Source organism: Achromobacter xylosoxidans, from assembly GCF_001457475.1.
Taxonomy (GTDB): domain Bacteria; phylum Pseudomonadota; class Gammaproteobacteria; order Burkholderiales; family Burkholderiaceae_B; genus Achromobacter; species Achromobacter xylosoxidans.
The window spans coordinates 2,693,094-2,711,542 of the sequence record NZ_LN831029.1 but is presented as its reverse complement, the minus strand read 5'-3'; the positions used below and the strand labels follow the sequence as shown (position 1 = coordinate 2,711,542).

General features: G+C 68.1%; 18 protein-coding genes. 13 read left to right on the top strand and 5 right to left on the bottom strand.

Annotated elements, in window-relative coordinates; genetic code table 11:
• Nucleotides 1–88: 88 nt before the first annotated feature.
• On the bottom strand, nt 89–421 hold the full coding sequence (gene fliE / locus AT699_RS12200; RefSeq protein ID WP_006385223.1) for a flagellar hook-basal body complex protein FliE: 333 nt from the start codon (nt 419–421) through the stop codon (nt 89–91).
• 348 nt (nt 422–769) lie between these two features.
• Here fliE and fliF point away from each other — a divergent pair, with 348 nt between their 5' ends.
• The 13 genes from fliF to fliR all read left to right on the top strand — a co-directional run bounded on the left by fliF (nt 770) and on the right by fliR (nt 12,073).
• Nucleotides 770–2,446, top strand: a complete 1,677-nt coding sequence (gene fliF / locus AT699_RS12195; protein WP_006385224.1) for a flagellar basal-body MS-ring/collar protein FliF — start codon at nt 770–772, stop codon at nt 2,444–2,446.
• A complete protein-coding gene (fliG, locus tag AT699_RS12190; RefSeq protein ID WP_006385225.1) occupies nt 2,436–3,446 on the top strand; it encodes a flagellar motor switch protein FliG in 1,011 nt (336 codons plus the stop codon). The genes fliF and fliG overlap by 11 nt, the downstream gene beginning before the upstream one ends.
• On the top strand, nt 3,439–4,182 hold the full coding sequence (fliH, locus tag AT699_RS12185; RefSeq protein ID WP_006385226.1) for a flagellar assembly protein FliH: 744 nt from the start codon (nt 3,439–3,441) through the stop codon (nt 4,180–4,182). The genes fliG and fliH overlap by 8 nt, the downstream gene beginning before the upstream one ends.
• Nucleotides 4,179–5,654 carry a flagellar protein export ATPase FliI gene (fliI, locus tag AT699_RS12180; protein WP_024068637.1) on the top strand — a complete coding sequence of 492 codons (1,476 nt, stop codon included), beginning with the start codon at nt 4,179–4,181 and terminating at the stop codon, nt 5,652–5,654. The genes fliH and fliI overlap by 4 nt, the downstream gene beginning before the upstream one ends.
• On the top strand, nt 5,647–6,096 hold the full coding sequence (gene fliJ, locus AT699_RS12175; RefSeq protein WP_006385228.1) for a flagellar export protein FliJ: 450 nt from the start codon (nt 5,647–5,649) through the stop codon (nt 6,094–6,096). The genes fliI and fliJ overlap by 8 nt, the downstream gene beginning before the upstream one ends.
• A 20-nt stretch (nt 6,097–6,116) precedes the next feature.
• A complete protein-coding gene (locus tag AT699_RS12170) occupies nt 6,117–7,487 on the top strand; it encodes a flagellar hook-length control protein FliK (protein ID WP_024068636.1) in 1,371 nt (456 codons plus the stop codon).
• A 170-nt stretch (nt 7,488–7,657) separates the two neighbouring features.
• Nucleotides 7,658–8,269: a flagellar basal body-associated FliL family protein gene (locus AT699_RS12165; protein ID WP_026385346.1), complete on the top strand. Its 612-nt coding sequence runs from the start codon at nt 7,658–7,660 to the stop codon at nt 8,267–8,269.
• A gap of 2 nt (nt 8,270–8,271) precedes the next feature.
• Nucleotides 8,272–9,279, top strand: a complete 1,008-nt coding sequence (fliM, locus tag AT699_RS12160; protein ID WP_006385231.1) for a flagellar motor switch protein FliM — start codon at nt 8,272–8,274, stop codon at nt 9,277–9,279.
• Nucleotides 9,272–9,829, top strand: a complete 558-nt coding sequence (gene fliN, locus AT699_RS12155; protein WP_020927352.1) for a flagellar motor switch protein FliN — start codon at nt 9,272–9,274, stop codon at nt 9,827–9,829. Before fliM ends, fliN begins: the two co-directional genes overlap by 8 nt.
• 13 nt (nt 9,830–9,842) lie before the next feature.
• Nucleotides 9,843–10,166: a flagellar biosynthetic protein FliO gene (fliO, locus tag AT699_RS12150; protein WP_006384758.1), complete on the top strand. Its 324-nt coding sequence runs from the start codon at nt 9,843–9,845 to the stop codon at nt 10,164–10,166.
• 22 nt (nt 10,167–10,188) lie between these two features.
• The gene (fliP, locus tag AT699_RS12145; RefSeq protein WP_024068634.1) at nt 10,189–10,971 is read left to right on the top strand and encodes a flagellar type III secretion system pore protein FliP; all 783 of its coding nucleotides are present in this window, start codon (nt 10,189–10,191) and stop codon (nt 10,969–10,971) included.
• A gap of 9 nt (nt 10,972–10,980) precedes the next feature.
• On the top strand, nt 10,981–11,250 hold the full coding sequence (gene fliQ / locus AT699_RS12140; RefSeq protein WP_006385233.1) for a flagellar biosynthesis protein FliQ: 270 nt from the start codon (nt 10,981–10,983) through the stop codon (nt 11,248–11,250).
• A gap of 34 nt (nt 11,251–11,284) precedes the next feature.
• Nucleotides 11,285–12,073: a flagellar biosynthetic protein FliR gene (gene fliR / locus AT699_RS12135; protein WP_006385234.1), complete on the top strand. Its 789-nt coding sequence runs from the start codon at nt 11,285–11,287 to the stop codon at nt 12,071–12,073.
• Nucleotides 12,074–12,175: 102 nt separating this feature from the next.
• Here the strand turns inward: fliR and AT699_RS12130 are convergent, their stop codons facing one another.
• The 4 genes from AT699_RS12130 to AT699_RS12115 form a co-directional block, all read right to left on the bottom strand.
• Nucleotides 12,176–13,771, bottom strand: a complete 1,596-nt coding sequence (locus tag AT699_RS12130; protein ID WP_058207303.1) for a methyl-accepting chemotaxis protein — start codon at nt 13,769–13,771, stop codon at nt 12,176–12,178.
• 323 nt (nt 13,772–14,094) lie between these two features.
• Complete coding sequence (locus tag AT699_RS12125; protein ID WP_006385236.1) at nt 14,095–15,825, bottom strand: methyl-accepting chemotaxis protein; 1,731 nt, start codon at nt 15,823–15,825, stop codon at nt 14,095–14,097.
• 136 nt (nt 15,826–15,961) lie between these two features.
• On the bottom strand, nt 15,962–16,435 hold the full coding sequence (locus tag AT699_RS12120; RefSeq protein WP_020927348.1) for a hypothetical protein: 474 nt from the start codon (nt 16,433–16,435) through the stop codon (nt 15,962–15,964).
• A 29-nt stretch (nt 16,436–16,464) separates the two neighbouring features.
• Nucleotides 16,465–18,336, bottom strand: a complete 1,872-nt coding sequence (locus AT699_RS12115; protein WP_058207302.1) for a methyl-accepting chemotaxis protein — start codon at nt 18,334–18,336, stop codon at nt 16,465–16,467.
• Nucleotides 18,337–18,449 lie beyond the last annotated feature (113 nt).

The following is an 18,449-nucleotide window of genomic DNA, read 5'->3' as shown; positions in this document are numbered from 1 at the left end:
GGCTGAAGATGCGGCGGATCCAACGCCGCTGGCGGATCCGCTTGGCGGGGCTGCGGCATGATCCGCCGCCCCGCTGTCCTGCCCGTGGTTACACGGCCATCGACGAGATTTCCTTGTAGGCCGCAACCAGCTTGTTGCGCACCTGCACGGCCGTCTGGAAGCCGATGCTGGCCTTCTGCAGGTCGATCATGACATCGTTGAGCGAAACGTCGGGCGCGCCCAGTTCGAAGGCCTTGGCCTGCGCGGTGGCGGCGTTCTGCGCCGAGGTGACGCGGCGGATGGAACGCTGCAGTTCGGCGGCGAAACCATCGGGCTGGGCCACGGCTTCGCCCGCGGCGAGATTGCCGGTTTCCGCCTTGGTCACCGCCACGCGCATCTGCTGGAGCATGCTCTCGATGCCGGACAAGCCTGATACAGCCATTACGTTATTCCTTGCTGGTAGGACGAGGGACTACGCCCAGGATGGATGCAGCGTAACCCGGCATCGTACGCGCCATAGCGCCTAAAAGCCGCCAAAACACCCGATATTTCCGCGAATGCGGCAAGCCCGCCGGCACGCTCCGCGAGCCGCTCCGGGGGGCCGGCGCGCCCGCTTGTCGACATAGGGGATAAGTAACGCCAAAAAACCGCTGTTTTCGACGATTGGGTTTGCTAACTCAGCAGCAATAATCCAGGCTCTCCCCAGACCAGAAGCACGTTGCATGTGTAATCTGCCCTACCCGAACATGAAGTCATTTTCCCTGCTCCGCGAAGCCAGCGGGAGCCGCCAATGAATCAGCAGGCTACCCTGAGCGCGTCGCTTCTGGCGAAGTTTCCCGTGTTGGAAAAGATACGCGCCCTGCCCAAGCCGGTGCTGCTTGGCGCGGCCGCCGCGCTGGTCGCGCTGATCGTCGCCGTGGCGATGTGGAGCAGCGAGCCCAAGTACAAGGTGCTGTTCTCGAACCTGGACGACCGCGACGGCGGCGCCATCGTGACGGCCCTGGGCACCATGAACGTGCCCTACAAGTACAACGACACCGGCACCGCCCTGCTGGTGCCGGCCGACCGCGTCTACGACGCCCGCCTGCAGCTGGCCTCGCAAGGCTTGCCGCGCGGCGGCTCGGTCGGCTTCGAACTGATGGACAACGCCCGTTTCGGCGCCAGCCAGTTCGCCGAGCAGATCAACTACCAGCGCGGCCTGGAAGGCGAGCTGGCGCGCTCGATCGAATCCATGCACACCGTGCAGCACGCCCGCGTGCACCTGGCCATGCCGCGCCAGTCGCTGTTCGTGCGTGAACGCCAGCCGCCGACCGCCTCGGTGCTGCTGAACGTCTACCCCGGCCGCAGCCTGAGCGATGCCCAGGTCTCGGCCATTTCCTGGCTGGTCGCCTCCAGCGTGCCGGAACTGACCGCCGAAAACGTCTCGATCGTCGACCAGAACGGCCGCCTGCTGTCCGCCCCCACTGGCGAAGGCCGGGGCATGGACGCCGACCAGATGCGCATGGTCCGCGAGACCGAGCAGCGCACCGTCGAACGCATCCTCACCATCCTCAATCCGCTGGTCGGTCCGGGCAACGTGCACGCCCAGGCCAGCGCCGAAATGGACTTCTCGCGCCGCGAGGAAACGTCCGAGGTCTACCGCCCCAACCAGGAGCCCGGCCAGGCCGCCATCCGCAGCCAGCAGACCAGCGAATCGAACCAGCGCGGCATCAATCCCGCGCAGGGCGTGCCTGGCGCGCTGTCCAACCAGCCGCCGGCCAACGCCCAGGCGCCGATCGCCAATCCGCCGCAGACCCAACCGCCCCGTCCCGGCCAGCCGCAGCAGCAGGGCCAGCAGCAACAGCAACAGACCGCCACCGGCGCCGGCGCCCAGGGCGCCGGCGGCACCGTCAGCGATCGCCGCGACGCCACCACCAACTACGAAGTCGACCGCACCATCAGCCACATCAAGCAGCCTGTCGGCATGCTCAAGCGCCTGTCGGTGGCCGTGGTGGTCAATTACGTGCGCGACAAGGACGGCGAACCCCAGGCCTTGCCGCCCGAGGAACTGAGCAAGCTCACCAACCTGGTGCGCGAGGCGATGGGCTATTCCGAAAGCCGTGGCGATTCGCTGAACCTGGTCAACAGCCAGTTCAACGACGGCCCGCCGGCCGTGCCGATGTGGCGCGATCCGGAAATGATCTCGCTGTTCAAGACCATCCTGGCCTGGCTGGTGGGTGGCGTGCTGGCCCTGTGGCTGTACCGCAAGGTCCGCCGCTCGGTGGGCGACTACCTGTACCCGCCGGTCGATCCCGAAGTGGCCGAGGCCGAGCGCATCGAAGCCCAGCGCGAGGCCCAGGACCTGGCCCGCGCCAAGGAAACCGACCGTTACCAGGACAACCTGGAACGCGCCCGCACGATGGCGAACAAGGATCCGCGCGCCGTCGCGATGGTCCTGCGCACCTGGATGACCAAAGATGAAAAATGATTCCAAGCCCATGGACGGCATGACGCGCAGCGCCGTCCTGATGATGTCGCTGGGTGAAGACGCCGCGGCCGAGGTCTTCAAGTACCTCACCGCCCGCGAAGTCCAGCAGGTCGGCGCCGCCATGGCCAGCCTCAAGCAGGTCACCCGCAACGACGTGGCCGTGGTGCTGGAGGAATTCCGCCAGGAAGCCGACCAGTTCATGGCCGTCACGCTGGGTTCGGACGACTACATCCGCACCGTGCTGACCAAGGCGCTGGGCAGCGACCGCGCCGCCGGCCTGATCGAAGACATCCTGGAAGCCGGCGAAGGCGGCAGCGGCATCGACGCCCTGAACTGGCTCGATCCGCATACCGTGGCCGAGCTGATCGGCGACGAACACCCGCAGATCATCGCCACCATCCTGGTGCACCTGGAACGCGACCGCGCCGCCGGCGTGCTGGCGCTGCTGACCGACCGCCTGCGCAACGACGTCATGCTGCGTATCGCCACCTTCGGCGGCGTGCAGCCCGCGGCCCTGTCGGAACTGACCGAAGTGCTCAATTCCGTGCTGGCCGGCCAGGGCGCCAAGCGCAGCAAGATGGGTGGCGTGCGCACCGCGGCCGAGATTCTCAACATGATGAATTCGGCCGAAGAGGAAACCGTGGTCGCCAGCCTGCGCGAACGCGACAACGACCTGGCGCAGAAGATCATCGACGAGATGTTCGTGTTCGACAACCTGCTCGACATCGAAGACCGCGCGATCCAGCTCATCCTCAAGGAAATCGACAACGACACGCTCATGGTCGCGCTCAAGGGCGCCCAGGAAGAACTGCGCGCCAAGTTCCTGCGCAACATGTCCAGCCGCGCCGCCGAAATGCTGCGCGAGGACCTGGAAGCGCAAGGCCCGATCCGCATGTCGAAGGTCGAGACCGAGCAGAAGAAGATCCTGCAGATCGCCCGCCGCCTGGCCGAGAGCGGCCAGATCGTGCTGGGCAACTCCGGAGACGACGCGTATGTCTGAAGCGGATACCGGCCAGTCGACGCTCATCTCGCGCAGTGCCGCCTGGCGGCGCTGGCAGATGCTGTCGTTCGACGAGCCGCCGCCCGTCGAAGTCGAACCCGAGCCCGAACCCGACCCGGGCCCCGACCCGGAAGTGGTGATGGCCCAGCTGCGCGCCCAGGCCATCGCCGAAGGCCGCGAGGAAGGCTACGCGCAGGGCCATGCCGCCGGCCTGGAAGCCGGTCGCGCCGAAGGCCATGAAGCGGGCCTGGCCGCCGGCCGCGAAGCCGGCTACGCCGAGGGCCTGGCCCAGGCGCGCGAACAAGGCGCGCAGGAAGCGCAACACCTGCACGCGCTGGTGCAGGCCTGCGCCGAATCGGTCGGCTCGCTCGAAGAAAAGATGGGCCAGAGCCTGCTGACGCTGGCCCTGGACATCGCCCAGCAAGTCGTGCGCACCACCCTGGCCGAACAGCCCGAGACCGTCGCCAGCGCCGTGCGCGAAGTGCTGCACATCAATCCCACCGCCGGCGGCCAGATGCGCCTGTGGGCCAACCCCGCCGACATCGAACTGATCCGCCTGCACCTGGCCGACGAGCTCAAGGAAGGCCACTGGCGCGTGCTGGCCGACGAATCCATCGCCCGCGGCGGCTGCCGCGCCGAGACGCCGTTCGGCGACATCGACGCCACCCTGCAGACCCGCTGGCGCCGCGTCGCGGCCTCGCTGGGCCGCAACGTCAACTGGGAGGAGCCGGCGTGAGCGCCAATCCGGCCCCCGCGCAGCCCGGCCAACCGGCCGTGCCCGTGATCGACCGCTGGCAGACGCAGCTGCAGATCGGTTCGATCCGCGCCGCCTCGACCGACCCCTGGCTGGTCAGCGGCAAGATCACGCGCGCCACGGGCCTGGTGCTGCACGCCACCGGACTGCGCCTGCCCGTGGGGGCCGCTGCCCGCATCGAGATCGCGCGCGGCCACGACCACTGGGCCGATGCCGAAGTGGTCGGCTTCGACGGCCACACCCTCTACCTGATGCCGCAGGCCGACATTTCCGGCCTGCCGCCCGGCGCCCGCGTGGTGCCCGGCGAACCGCCGGTGCAGCGCCAGATCCCGCTGCCGCGCAAGGCCGAGCTGAACGGCAACGCCAAGCCGCAGCTGGGCCGCCACCTGCCGGTGGGCAACGCCCTGCTCGGCCGCGTGCTGGATGGCGCCGGCCGGCCGCTGGACGGCCTGGGCCCGCTGACCGGCGCCGAACTGGCGCCGCTCTCGGCCCAGCCGATCAATCCGCTGTCGCGCGCCCCGATCGACACCGTGCTCGACACCGGCGTGCGCGCCATCAACGGCCTGCTCACCGTCGGCCGCGGCCAGCGCATGGGCCTGTTCGCCGGCTCCGGCGTGGGCAAGAGCGTGCTGCTGGGCATGATGGCCCGTTACACCAAGGCCGACATCATCGTGGTCGGCCTGATCGGCGAACGGGGCCGCGAAGTCAAGGAATTCATCGAGCACAACCTGGGCCCGGAAGGCCTGGCGCGCTCGGTGGTGGTGGCTGCCCCGGCCGACGTCTCGGCGCTGCTGCGCCTGCAGGGCGCGGCCTACGCCACGCGCCTGGCGGAACACTTCCGCGACCAGGGCCTGGACGTGCTGCTGATCATGGATTCGCTCACCCGCTACGCCATGGCGCAACGGGAAATCGCGCTCGCCATCGGCGAGCCGCCCGCCACCAAGGGCTATCCGCCTTCGGTGTTCGCCAAGCTGCCGACCCTGGTCGAACGCGCCGGCATGGGCGCGCCCGGCCCGAACGGCAAGGCCGGCTCGATCACCGCGTTCTATACCGTGCTGGCCGAAGGCGATGACCAGCAGGACCCGATCGCCGACTCGGCCCGCGCCATCCTGGACGGCCACGTGGTGCTGTCGCGCCACCTGGCCGAAGCCGGCCACTACCCCGCCATCGACATCGAGGCGTCGATCTCGCGCGCCATGACCTCGCTGATCACGCCGCAGCAGTTCTCGGTGGTGCGCCGCTTCAAGCAGACGCTGTCGCGCTACCAGCGCAACCGCGACCTGATCGCCGTGGGCGCCTACGCCGCCGGCAATGACCCGCAGCTGGACGATGCCATCGCGCGCTACCCGCGCCTGGAAGCCTTCCTGCAACAGGATATCGGCGAAAGCGTCGGCTACGAGGATGCGGTGGAACAACTGCGCGCCAGTTTCGAATTGAGGGATACCTATGCCTAGCCAATTGCCCCTGGACATGCTGATCAACCTGGCCAAGGAAAGCACGGACGAAGCCGCGCGCCTGCTGGGCCGGCTCAGCACCGAGCGCACCAATGCCGAACGCCAGCTCGGCATGTTGCAGGACTACCGCCAGGACTACCTCGAACGCCTGCAGCAGGCCATGACGACCGGCATGTCGGCCAGCGACTGCCACAACTACCAGCGCTTCATTGGCACCCTGGACGATGCCATCGGCCAGCAGCAGAACGTGCTGCGCCAGGCCGACGAGAACCTGGCCAAGGGCCGTCTGTACTGGCAGCAGGAAAAGCGCAAGCTCAACTCGTACGACGCCCTGGCGCAGCGTGAATTGCGCGCCCAGGCCGTGGTGGAATCGCGCCGCGAGCAGCGCGCCAACGACGAATACTCCGCCCGCCTGGTCCAGCGCCAGGCCGGAATGCATTAATTGCCCACAGGAAGCCCGATATGACCGCTCCCCTGCCCACCCCCGCCATCGCGCCCGCCGCGCCGGTCTCGATCGCCGACACGCTCGGCGCCAAGTCCGCGGCCGCCTCGACCAAGAAGGGCCCGTCGTTCTCCGACGTGCTGGCCCAGCAGCGTCCCAACCCGTCCGCCGACGCGCGACCGGCCAATAACAACGGCGTCAAGACACCCGCGTCCGGCGGCAAGACCTCCGGCGATGCCGCGGGCAACGCCGAAGACGCCGCCGCCTCGGCCATCGACAACGCCGTGCAGACCGCGGCCCAGGCCGAGGCCGGCTCGCTTGCCGTCGCCGCCACGCAGCAACCGGCCACGCCGGTCGTGTTGCCGGAGCAGGCGCTCGAGATCGCCGCCCAGGCCGCCGAGCAGGTCCAGTTGGCGCGGGGCAATGCCCAGGCCGCCGCCACGGCCATCGGCAGCGGCGCCGCCGTGGTGCAGGCCGCGCTCACCGCCAACGATGCCATCGCAACGCCGCGCACGCCGGTGCCGGCCACCGCGCAGCAGGCCGAGGCCGCGGCCGCCCTGGCCAGCCGCGACGCCCAGGTCGCGCAGCCGGTGGTCACCGCCGCCGTCAAGGCGGGCTCCGCGCCCGCCGTCGAAGCGGCCCCCGTCAAGGCTGCGCCGGCAGCCGAGCTGCCGCGTCCGGCGCCCGAAGCCGCCGCCCCGCGCGCGGCCAACCCGCGTGTCGCCGCGCCCGAAGCCGCGCCCGCCCTGCCGCAACACGCCCGCACCGAAGAAGACCCGGCCGCGCCGTTGCCCAGCACCGCGCAACAGTTCCAACTGCCGCAGCACGCCACCAACGCCCAGGATCACCTGGCGCAGGCGATCGCCGCCGCCAGCCAGCGCCAGCAGCCGGCTCCCGTCTCCAACCCCGCCAGCGTCGCCGTGCCCAACGTGCCGGTCATGCTGCAGGTCGCCACGCCGGTCGGCGGCACCCATTGGGGCACCGAACTGGGCCAGCAGATGGTGGTGATGAGCAACAACGTGCGCCAGGGCACCCAGACCGCCGAACTGCGCCTGGACCCGCCCGACCTCGGCCCGCTGCGCGTCAGCATCAACCTGGCCGACGGCGTCGCCAGCGCTTCGTTCGTGTCGGCCCACGCCTCGGTGCGCCAGGCCATCGAAACCGCGATTCCGCAATTGCAGCAGGCGCTGGCCCAGGCCGGCATCTCGCTGGGCCAGACCAGCGTCGGCGAACAGGCCGCGCAGCAGGAATTCGCCCAGCACAATGGCGGCGGTTCGCAACGCCAGGGCGGCGGCAATGGCGCCGCGGTGGCCGATGCCGCGATCGATGGCCAGGCGGCCACCGTGACGGCTGCGCGCAACGCCAATGCGCTGGTCGACACCTTCGCGTAACAATCACGCGGCCCGCGGCTGGCAACGGTTGCGGGCGGTGCAGCAATAGCTTGAGATACACGGCTTTCGCCCTGTTTTTCGCCTCCAATCGGGGGCGCGATTTCGGGCAGAATGCTTTCATCCACTAAGAATCCGTTTTCATCAGCGGCAAAACACGCATCGACACCGAGATGGCGACTTCCAAACCCACAACCATGCCGCCGCGCGGCCCGCTTCCGACACGCTCCGGCGGCATAGGCCGCATTCTTCGTCCGCTGCTCATGATCCTGGTGCTGCTGCTGGTGGCCGCCGCCAGCGCCGGCGCGACCTGGTTCATCGCGCAGCGCATGCAGCCGCAAGGCGGTGGCGCGCCGGTGCAACTGGGCGTGGGCCAGACCGGCAACCAGCCGGGCCAGCCCGGCGCCGCCGGCCCGCAGGCCACGCCGACCACGTTCGTCGCCCCGCCCACGACGCCGGCCGCCGTGCCGGCGCCGATCTTCGTGCCGATCGAGGCCTTCACGGTCACGTTGCAGAACGCCGACACCGAACGCATCATGCACGTCGGCCTGACCCTGCGCGTGAGCGACGAACAGACCCGCATCCGCCTGGAAAAGTACATGCCTGAAGTGCGCAGCCGCATCCTGATGGTGCTGTCTTCGCAATCGCCCACCGGCGTGCAGACGCAACAGGGCAAGACCGACATGGCCAACGCCATCAAGCAAGCCGTCAATCGCCCGTTCGCGCCCCTGCCGGACGGCCAGTATGTCACCGACGTACTGTATACGGCGTTCGTGGTGCAATAAGCATGGCCTACGAGGCGTTTCTTTCGCAGGACGAAGTCGACGCGCTGCTGGCCGGCGTCACGGGCGAGAGCGACAGCAAAAAGGAATCCGCGGGCCCCAACGACGGCGCCCGCGCCTATGACCTGAGCTCGCCGGACCGCGTGGTGCGCCGGCGCATGCAGACGCTGGAGCTCATCAACGAACGTTTTGCGCGGCAGATGCGCAGCGTGCTGTTGAACTTCATGCGCCGCAGCGCCGACATCACCGTCGGTTCCATCAAGATCCAGAAGTACGCGGACTTCGAACGCAACCTGCCGGTTCCCAGCAACCTGAACATGGTGCAGATGAAGCCGCTGCGCGGCACCGCCCTGTTCACCTATGACCCGAACCTGGTGTTCCTGGTCATCGACAGCCTGTTCGGCGGCGATGGCCGCTACCACACGCGCGTCGAAGGCCGCGACTTCACCACCACCGAGCAGCGCATCATCCGGCGCCTGCTCAACCTGACCCTGGAAAGCTACGGCAAGTCCTGGGATCCCGTCTATCCGATCGAATTCGACTACGTGCGCTCGGAGATGCACACCAAGTTCGCCAGCATCACCGGCAACAATGAAGTGGTGGTGGTCACCTCCTTCCACATCGAATTCGGCGCGACCGGCGGCGACCTCAACATCTGCCTGCCCTACTCCATGATCGAGCCGGTGCGCGACCTGCTCACGCGGCCGCTGCAGGAAACCACGCTCGAGGAAGTCGACCAGCGCTGGTCGCAGCAGCTCTCGCGCCAGGTGCGCAGCGCCGACATCGACGTGGTCGCCGAGTTCGCGCGCATTCCGTCCAGCATCCGCGAACTGATGCGCATGAAGGTCGGCGACATCCTGCCCGTGGATGTGCCGCAGACCGTCATCGCCCACGTCGACGGCGTGCCGCTGATGGAATGCGGCTACGGCGTCTTCAACGGCCAGTACGCCCTGCGCGTGCAAAACATGTTTACCCACGATACCGAATCAAACGAGGCCCCCGACCATGACTGACAAGAACGAGCCCGGCTCCGGCTCGTCCCCGGCCGACGACTGGGCCGACGCGCTCGCCGAACAATCCCGCGCCAATCCGCCCACCCAGGCGGACGGCCTGAAGCCCGCCCAGGACGACTGGGCCGCCGCCATGGCCGAGCAGACCGCGGCCACGCCGCCCGCGACCGCCGCGCCGGCGCCCGCTGCTGCTGCTCCGGCCGCACCGGCCCCCGCCGCGCCTGCCGCCCAATCAGCCGCGCAATCGGTGTTCAAGCCGCTGGCCGGATCGGCCGCCGGCAATGGCACCGACATCGACCTGATCATGGACGTGCCCGTCCAGCTGACGGTGGAACTGGGCCGCACCCGCCTGACCATCAAGAACCTGCTGCAACTGGGCCAGGGCTCGGTGGTGGAGCTGGACGGCCTGGCCGGCGAACCGATGGACATCTTCGTCAACGGCTACCTGATCGCCCAGGGCGAAGTGGTGGTGGTGGAAGACAAGTACGGCATCCGCCTGACCGACATCATCACCCCGTCCGAACGCATCAACCGCCTCAACAACCGCCGTTGAAGCCACGCCCGTGATGAACGATTCCGCCCTGCTGCGCGTCATCATCGGCCTGGTGCTGGTGCTGGCGGCCATCCTGGCCGCGGCCTGGCTGGCGCGCCGCGCCGGCCTGACGCAGCGCGGCGGCGGCAACCTGCTCAAGCAGGTCGCCAGCCTGCCGATCGGCGCGCGGCAGAGCATCGTCGTCGTCGAGATCGAGAACACCTGGGTGGTCGTGGGCGTCAGCCCCGGCCAGCTCAACACCCTGCATACCCTGCCCGCCGGCGAACTGCCGCAGGCCGCGCCCTTGCCCACCGCCGCCTTCGCGGCCAAACTGGGCCAGGCGCTCAAGCGCCGCTAGCCGGCGCGCGCGTTTCCACACCATGAGCTTGCCCAACTTCCCTCGCGCCCGCCGCGGCGCGCTGCCCCTGCTGGGCGCCGCCGCCCTGCTGGGCCTGGCCCTGTTCCCCGCCGGCGTGGTGGCGCAGGCGACGCTGCCGGCCCTGACCGCGACGCCGGGCCCGGGCGGTTCCGAAACCTATTCGCTCAGCATGCAGACGCTGCTGCTGATGACGTCGCTGTCGTTCCTGCCCGCGGCGCTGCTGATGATGACCGGTTTCACCCGCATCATCATCGTGCTCGGCCTGCTGCGCAGCGCCATGGGCACGGCCATGTCGCCGCCCAACCACGTGCTGATCGGCCTGGCGCTGTTCCTGACCTTCTATACGATGTCGCCGGTGTTCGACAAGATCTACACCGACGCCTACAAGCCGCTGTCCGAGGGCTCGATCCAGTTCGAGGCCGCGGTCGAGCGCGCCGCCGGCCCGCTGCGCACCTTCATGCTGCACCAGACCCGCGAGAACGACCTGGCGCTGTTCGCCAACCTGGCCAAGCAGCCGGCGCTGGAAGACCCCTCGCAGGTGCCGCTGCGCATCCTGGTGCCGGCCTTCATCACCAGCGAACTCAAGACCGCCTTCCAGATCGGCTTCACCATCTTCATTCCGTTCCTGATCATCGACCTGGTGGTGGCCAGCGTGCTGATGGCGCTGGGCATGATGATGGTGCCGCCCGTCACCGTGGCGCTGCCGTTCAAGCTGATGCTGTTCGTGCTGGCCGACGGCTGGAACCTGCTGATGGGCTCGCTGGCCCAGAGCTTCTACCAATAGGGAATCGCCATGACCGCCGAAACCGTCATGACCATGACCTACCAGGCGATGAAGATCGCGCTGGCGATGGCCGGTCCGCTGCTGGTCATCACCCTGATCGTGGGCCTGGTGATCAGCATCTTCCAGGCGGCCACCCAGATCAACGAAATGACCCTGTCGTTCATCCCGAAGCTGCTGGCCATGTGCGGCGTGCTGGTGCTGCTGGGTCCGTGGCTGATCGGCATCATGGTCGACTACATCCGCCAGTTGATCGGCCAGATTCCCGGCCTGGTGTCGTAGCGGCGCGCGCCGCCGCACTCCGGGACGCGCCCGCATGTTTTCCTTCACCATCGAACAGCTCAATGGCTGGATCGGCCAGTTCCTCTGGCCGTTCGTGCGCATCCTGGCGCTGGTGGGCACCGCTCCCCTCTTCTCCGAATCCACCGTTCCCGTCAAGGTCAAGATCGGCCTGGCCTTCGTGCTGGCCGTGGCCGTCAGCCCTGCGCTCGACCCGGCGCCGCCGATCGCGCCCGGCTCGTTCGCGGGCCTGTGGATGGTGATGCAGCAGGTGCTGATCGGCATCGCCATGGGCTTCACGATGCGGCTGGTGTTCGCGGCGGTGCAGACCGCCGGCGAATTCGTCGGCCTGCAGATGGGCCTGTCGTTCGCCTCGTTCTTCGACCCCAGCACGGGCGCCAACACCGCCGTGCTGTCGCGCCTGTTCAACATCGTCGCCATGCTCACTTTCCTGGCGCTGGACGGCCACCTGCTGGTGCTGGCGGCCCTGGTACGGTCGTTCGACACGCTGCCGGTGGCCGCGATCCAGCTGCACCAGAACGGCTGGGGCGTGGTGGTGGAATGGGGCAAGACCGTGTTCGTATCCGGCCTGCTGCTGGCGCTGCCTCTGATCTGCGCGCTGCTGACCATCAACCTGGCCATGGGCATCCTGAACCGCGCCGCGCCGCAGCTGTCGGTGTTCTCGGTGGGTTTCCCCGTCAGCCTGATCGTCGGCGTGGTGCTGCTGACCGTGGTGCTGCCGAACTCCGGCCCCTTCCTGGAATCGTTGTTCGAATCCGGACTGTCGGCCATGAGCCGGGTGACCGACGCGCTGGCCGGACGCTAGCATCCGGCGACACGCCGGCAAGTTCGGCAAGGATTCCCGGCCGCCTTGGCGAGCGCATAAAAAAACGGCCCGCGCGGGCCGTTTTTTTCGATGGCGCAGACGTCACTGCTGTCCGGTCAGGCGGAACACCCGGATGGTCTCGCGCAACGCGCCCGACTGGTTGCCCAGTTGCAGCACCGCCCCGCCCAGCTCCTGCACCAGCGCCGTGTTCTGCACCGTCATCACGTCCATTTGCGACACGGCGCTGTCGACCTGCTCGATGCCGCTGGACTGCTCCTGCGAGGCCTGCGAGATCTCGCCGATGATGTCGGTGACGCGATGCACCGCATCGACGATCTCCTGCATCGTCGCGCCCGCCTGCTCGGCCTGCGCCGAGCCTTCGCTGACGCGCTCGACGGAGTCCTCGATCAGGCCCTTGATCTCCTTGGCGGCTTGCGCGCTCTTTTGCGCGAGGCTGCGGACTTCCCCTGCCACCACCGCGAAGCCCTTGCCGGATTCGCCGGCGCGCGCCGCTTCCACCGCCGCGTTCAGCGCCAGGATGTTGGTCTGGAAGGCGATGCCCTCGATGATGCTGACGATGTCGACGATCTTGCGCGAGCTGTCCGAAATGCCGTGCATGGTGTTGACCACCGGCCCCACCGCCACGCCGCCGCGCCGCGCCACGTCCATGCTGCTGGCGGCCAGTTGGTTGGCCTGCCGCGCATTGTCCGCGTTCTGCCGCACGGTGGAGGTCAGCTGTTCCATGCTCGCCGCCGTCTGTTGCAGCGAGGCGGCCTGGCCTTCGGTGCGGCCCGCCAGTTCCTGGTTGCCGCGGGCGATATGCACCGCCGCCTGCGTGGTGCCTTCGATGCCGCGGTACACGTCCTGGGCAATGCCGACCAGGCTCTTGCGCATGACTTCCAGCGAGAAATTCAGGCTGCCGATCTCGTCGTCGGACTCGGCCACGATCTGGGTGGTGAGGTTGCCCGCGGCAACCTGGCGCGCCATGTTCGCGGCCTCGACCATGGGATCCAGCAGCGACCGGCTCAGGCGCCAGCCCAGCGCGAAGATCCCGGCCACGCCCAGCGCCAGCAGTCCACAAGCCACCCCGGCGCCGGTCGCGTCCAGCGTATCCCAATTGGCCCGCAGGCCATAGACGCCCGCCGCCACCACGATACCCGAGGACAGCAGCGCGTGGCGGAACATGCGGCCGCGCACATTGCGCCGGAACGGGAAGGCCAGCAAGTCCAACCCGCGGCGCCAGCCCGCCCGCACCGGGCGGCCGCGCAGGATGCGCACGCCACGGGCGCGGCCTTCGCGTATGCGCGCGTAGAGTTCCTCGGCCATTTCGATCTGGGCGTCGCTGGGCCGCACCCGCACCGACGAATACGCCACCACCTCGCCGTTCTCGACGATCGGCGTGGCGTTGGCCAGCACCCAGTAGTAGCCGCCGTCCTTGCGGCGATTCTTGACCAGGCCCAGCCAGGATTCACCCGCCTGCAGGGTACGCCACAGGTCCGCGTAGGCTTCCGGCGGCATGTCCGGATGGCGGACGACGTTGTGAGCCTTGCCGATCAGTTCCTCGCGCGAAAAGCCGCTGACTTCGATAAAGGCCGGATTCGCGTAGAGGATGCGACCCTTGGTATCGGTGCGTGAGATCAGGTATTGATCTTCGCGCAGCTTGGTTTCCACATCATTGACAGGAAGGTTCACACGCACAGCGGGTCTCCGTTACATCGTATGGGGCGGCGAACGGTCAGCCACGGCGGGCGTCGGGCCTGGCGCCCGGCCGCTATCCACCCGTCCGGCCTCGCGACGTGCGCATGCCGATGCCGTGCGGTCCTGCCGAAATTTTTCGCCGCCCGTATTTTGGGCGTTATGACTATGAACGGCAATATTTTCGAAAACTTAAGCCATCGAGGTATAAGGTCCGACCGGCGGACAGCATTCGACCCGGCGTCCGCGAACGGGCGTCGGGTCGGCTGGGGTGACGGCCGTTGCGGCCGCGCGCCTTGTCCGACGGGGCGCCGGCCCCGTCTGGATCAGTCTTGCGTCAGGGTCGGAGCCTGATAGCCGCCCAATTGCTGGGCCGGCACTTCGATGACCTCACCGGCGTTGATCTTGAACACCGCCACGGCTTCGGCCAGGCGCTGCGCCTGCTCCTGCAGCGAACCGGCCGCGGCCGCCGCCTCTTCCACCAGCGCCGCGTTCTGCTGCGTCACTTCGTCCATCTGCGACACCGCGCGGTTCACCTGGTCGATGCCGCTCGATTGCTCCTCGGACGCCGCCGAGATCTCGCCCATGATGTCCGTCACACGCTTGACCGACGCCACGATCTCCTGCATCGTCGCGCCCGCGCGCTCGACCTGCTGCGAACCGGCGCCCACCTTGCTCACCGAGTCCTCGATCAGGCCCTTGATCTCCTTGGCCGCCTGCGCGCTGCGCTGCGCCAGCGAGCGCACTTCGCCCGCCACCACCGCGAAGCCCTTGCCTTGCTCCCCGGCACGGGCCGCTTCCACCGCCGCGTTCAGCGCCAGGATGTTGGTCTGGAACGCGATGCCGTCGATCACCGACACGATTTCCGAGATCTTGCGCGAGCTGGCCGAGATGCCCTGCATCGTGTTGACCACCTCGGCCACCGCCGAACCGCCGCGCTCGGCAACGTCCGACGCGCTGGCCGCCAGCTGGTTCGCCTGGCGCGCGTTGTCGGCGTTCTGCTTGACCGTCGAGGCCAGCTCTTCCATCGAGGCCGCGGTTTCCTCCAGCGAAGCCGCCTGCTCTTCGGTGCGGCTGGACAGGTCGGTGTTGCCGGCCGAGATCTCGCGCGAACCGACCGTGATTTCATCGACGCCGCGGCGCACCGTGGATACGGTGCGGGTCAGGCTTTCCTGCATGCGCTTGAGGGCCGCGAACAGCTGGCCGATCTCGTTGTGCGAACGCACCTCGACGCGGCTGGTCAGGTCGCCCGCGGCGATCTTGTCGAAATGCTGGCCAGCCTCGACCAGCGGGCGCACCACCAGGCGGCCAAACAGCACCCGGCAGAACACCATCAGCGCCAGTGCCAGCGCCACCGCAACCGCCACGGCAACCATGGCACGGTTGAAATTGGCCTCGGCCTGGTCGATCGTGGCCTGCTGCTGGGCGTCGATGTACTTGCTGAACTCGGCGATGGCCTCGATGAAGGCCGCGCTGCGGGGCGTACCGTACTCGTTGTTCACCATGTAGAAAGTGGAATAGTCCTCGCTGCGCAGCGCCTCGACCATGGTGTCGACGCCGTCATCGATATACGAGCGGTAGCGGCGGACCAGGTTCATCGACAGCTGGCGGCCGGTGTCGTCCTGCAGCATGTTCTTCTGGAATTCCGCGAAACGGCTGCGCACGCCCGTCAACAGATCGGTGGCGCCCTTGAGCGCGGCGGCGGCGTCGCGCGCCGAGTTCTCGCCACTGCCCCAGCCGGATTCCTGCAGGTGGCGGGCGGCGACCATCAGGCTGACGCGGGCGCGCAGCATGTCGCTGTTGATGACTTCAACCTGCTTGGCGCGTTCGGTCAGCTCATTGACCTGGCGGATCGATTCATAGTTGTGCTGCAGGAAGAAGGCAGCCAGTCCGCCCACAGCCGCGATCAACACGGCGAAGAACGCCATCACCCACAGCAGCATCGTGCCGACGCGGGCATCGCGCAGCCTCATCTTGCGTTTCACCTTGGGCGCGCGCGCGGCCTTTTTCTTACCGACCTTGCCGGACTTCGCTCCGGATTCCAGACTCGCTTCCATATTCTTTCCCCATCCCTCAGGTACAGCTCTGACCAAATGAAAAACCACCCTGGCGCGCCATCCTTGCGGAGCGGGCACGCTTCAGGGCGACGTACGCGCCGGCCCGGGGGCCGGCACGCTCTCCGCGGAACGGGGCCTATCGCCCCTGGCGCGTCGGTTCGGGCGGCGCAGCCGGCACCGGAATGACGATGGTTTCCACCTGGGGGGCCGGCGCCGGCTGCTGCGCCCATTCCTGACTGGCGTCAGGCGCGGGCGCGGGGCCGAGCAGTTTCTGGCGTTCCCAGGGTTCCAGCAGAATATTGGTGCTGTCGACGAGGCGCATCAGGCGGCCGTCCGGGCCGAACTGCAGCAGCGCTTCCTTGCGGCTGTATAAGCCGTCGGCGACAAACGTGATCTTGAAGGACCAGAGGGCGAGGAAGGTGCCGTCGGTCTGTTTGTAGAACTTGTCAGGAGGCGCGGTAAGCGCCCGCGAGGCCTCTTCCAGCGTCGTCTGCCCGGGGGTCAGCGTCGACAGCTTGCCCGGGTCGAAATTGTGGCCCGTCGCCGCGCAGCCCGTGATCAGCGCCGTGATCGCCGCCGCCGCCAGAAGATGTTGTAGATAGCCTCGCATACCTGCCCATTTACCGGTTTCGACCGGCGTCAAAAAGATTCCCAGTCATCGTCGGCCGGCGCCTGGCGGCGGGTGGCCGCCGGCGCCGGCTTGGCGTCGTTGGCCGCCGCGCGGGGGGCCGGGCGGCGCGGCGGACGCGCCGCGCTGGCCGCTTCCGCCGTCGCCGTCTTGGCGCGCGGCGCGCTATGCGTCAGGCGCGCCGCGGGCGCGGCCTGGCGTGCCGCGGGTGCGGCGGCTGTCGGGGCCGGCGCCGGCGTCGGCGCAACCGTTTCAGCTTGCGGCGCGGCAACCCGCGGCGCACTGCGGTGCTGCGCCAGTTGGCGCGCCGGCACCTCGATCACGTCGCCCGCGTTGATCTTGAACACGGCCACCGCCTCGGCCAGGCGCTGCGCCTGTTCCTGCAGCGAACCGGCCGCGGCCGCCGCCTCTTCCACCAGCGCCGCGTTCTGCTGCGTCACTTCGTCCATCTGCGACACCGCGCGGTTCACCTGGTCGATGCCGCTCGATTGCTCCTCGGACGCCGCCGAGATCTCGCCCATGATGTCCGTCACACGCTTGACCGACGCCACGATCTCCTGCATCGTCGCGCCCGCGCGCTCGACCTGCTGCGAACCGGCGCCCACCTTGCTCACCGAGTCCTCGATCAGGCCCTTGATCTCCTTGGCCGCCTGCGCGCTGCGCTGCGCCAGCGAGCGCACTTCGCCCGCCACCACCGCGAAACCCTTGCCCTGCTCGCCCGCGCGGGCCGCTTCCACCGCCGCGTTCAGCGCCAGAATGTTGGTCTGGAACGCGATGCCGTCGATCACCGACACGATTTCCGAGATCTTGCGCGAGCTGGCCGAGATGCCCTGCATCGTGTTGACCACCTCGGCCACCGCCGAACCACCGCGCTCGGCAACGTCCGACGCGCTGGCCGCCAGCTGGTTCGCCTGGCGCGCGTTGTCGGCGTTCTGCTTGACCGTCGAGGCCAGCTCTTCCATCGAGGCCGCGGTTTCCTCCAGCGAAGCCGCCTGCTCTTCGGTGCGGCTGGACAGGTCGGTGTTGCCGGCCGAGATCTCGCGCGAACCGACGTTGATTTCGTCCACGCCGCGGCGCACGGTCGCCACGGTGCGCGCCAGGCTTTCCTGCATGCGCTTGACGGCAGCCATCAGCACGCCGATCTCGTTGGTCGACTGGACATCGACGCGCGTGGTCAGGTCACCGCCGGCGATCCGTTCGAAGCTCTCGCCGACCATACGCAACGGACGCAGCACCACGCGGTTCATGAACAGGAACGCGCCCAGCGAGACCGCCAGGATCACCAGCACCAGCGCCAGATACACATAGGTCATGACCGCGCCATTGGCGCGCGACGACGCCACCTGCTCTTCGCTGTAGGCGGTGATCGTGTTGGCGAATTCGGTCAGCTGCTTGGAGAACGCGCCGCTGGCCGCGGCGGTCTTGGTGTTCTTCAGCTTGAGGTACTCGGCATTGTCGCCGCGGTCCAGGGCGCCCAGCATGGCCTGCAGGCCTTCGGCAAAGCCATTGAACGACGCCAGCAGCTGCCCTTCGGCCTCGCGGCCGATATCGGTGGTTTTCGGAATGGCCTTGAAACGTTCGAGCTTGGCTTTGCCATCCGTCAGCAGTTGCTGCACGATGCGCGTGTTCTCGGCGGCCCCCGCCTTGTCACCGGCCGCCCGCTGGGCGGCGGCGATGTCGGCACGGATGGTGGCGCGCAGCATCTGCACGTAAGAGTCCTTGACCAGATTGCTCTGCTGGACACTCAGGCTATCCAAAGCGTTGATCGCTTCGGCGTTGGATCGCATGCTGCTCCAACCCAGGGCAATGGCAACCAGCGCGGCCACGGCAACTGCCAATTGGGCAAGCATCAAGCCCGTGCGCACCTTCAGATTGCTTAACATTTTCCGATATTTCCGGTAACCGTCGGGGCGACACGCTGTCGTCGCCCCGCCGTAAAAGGGATGTGTTTTCTACTGCCTATTCAATGCATTGCAATACGCTGGCGGATCACTCC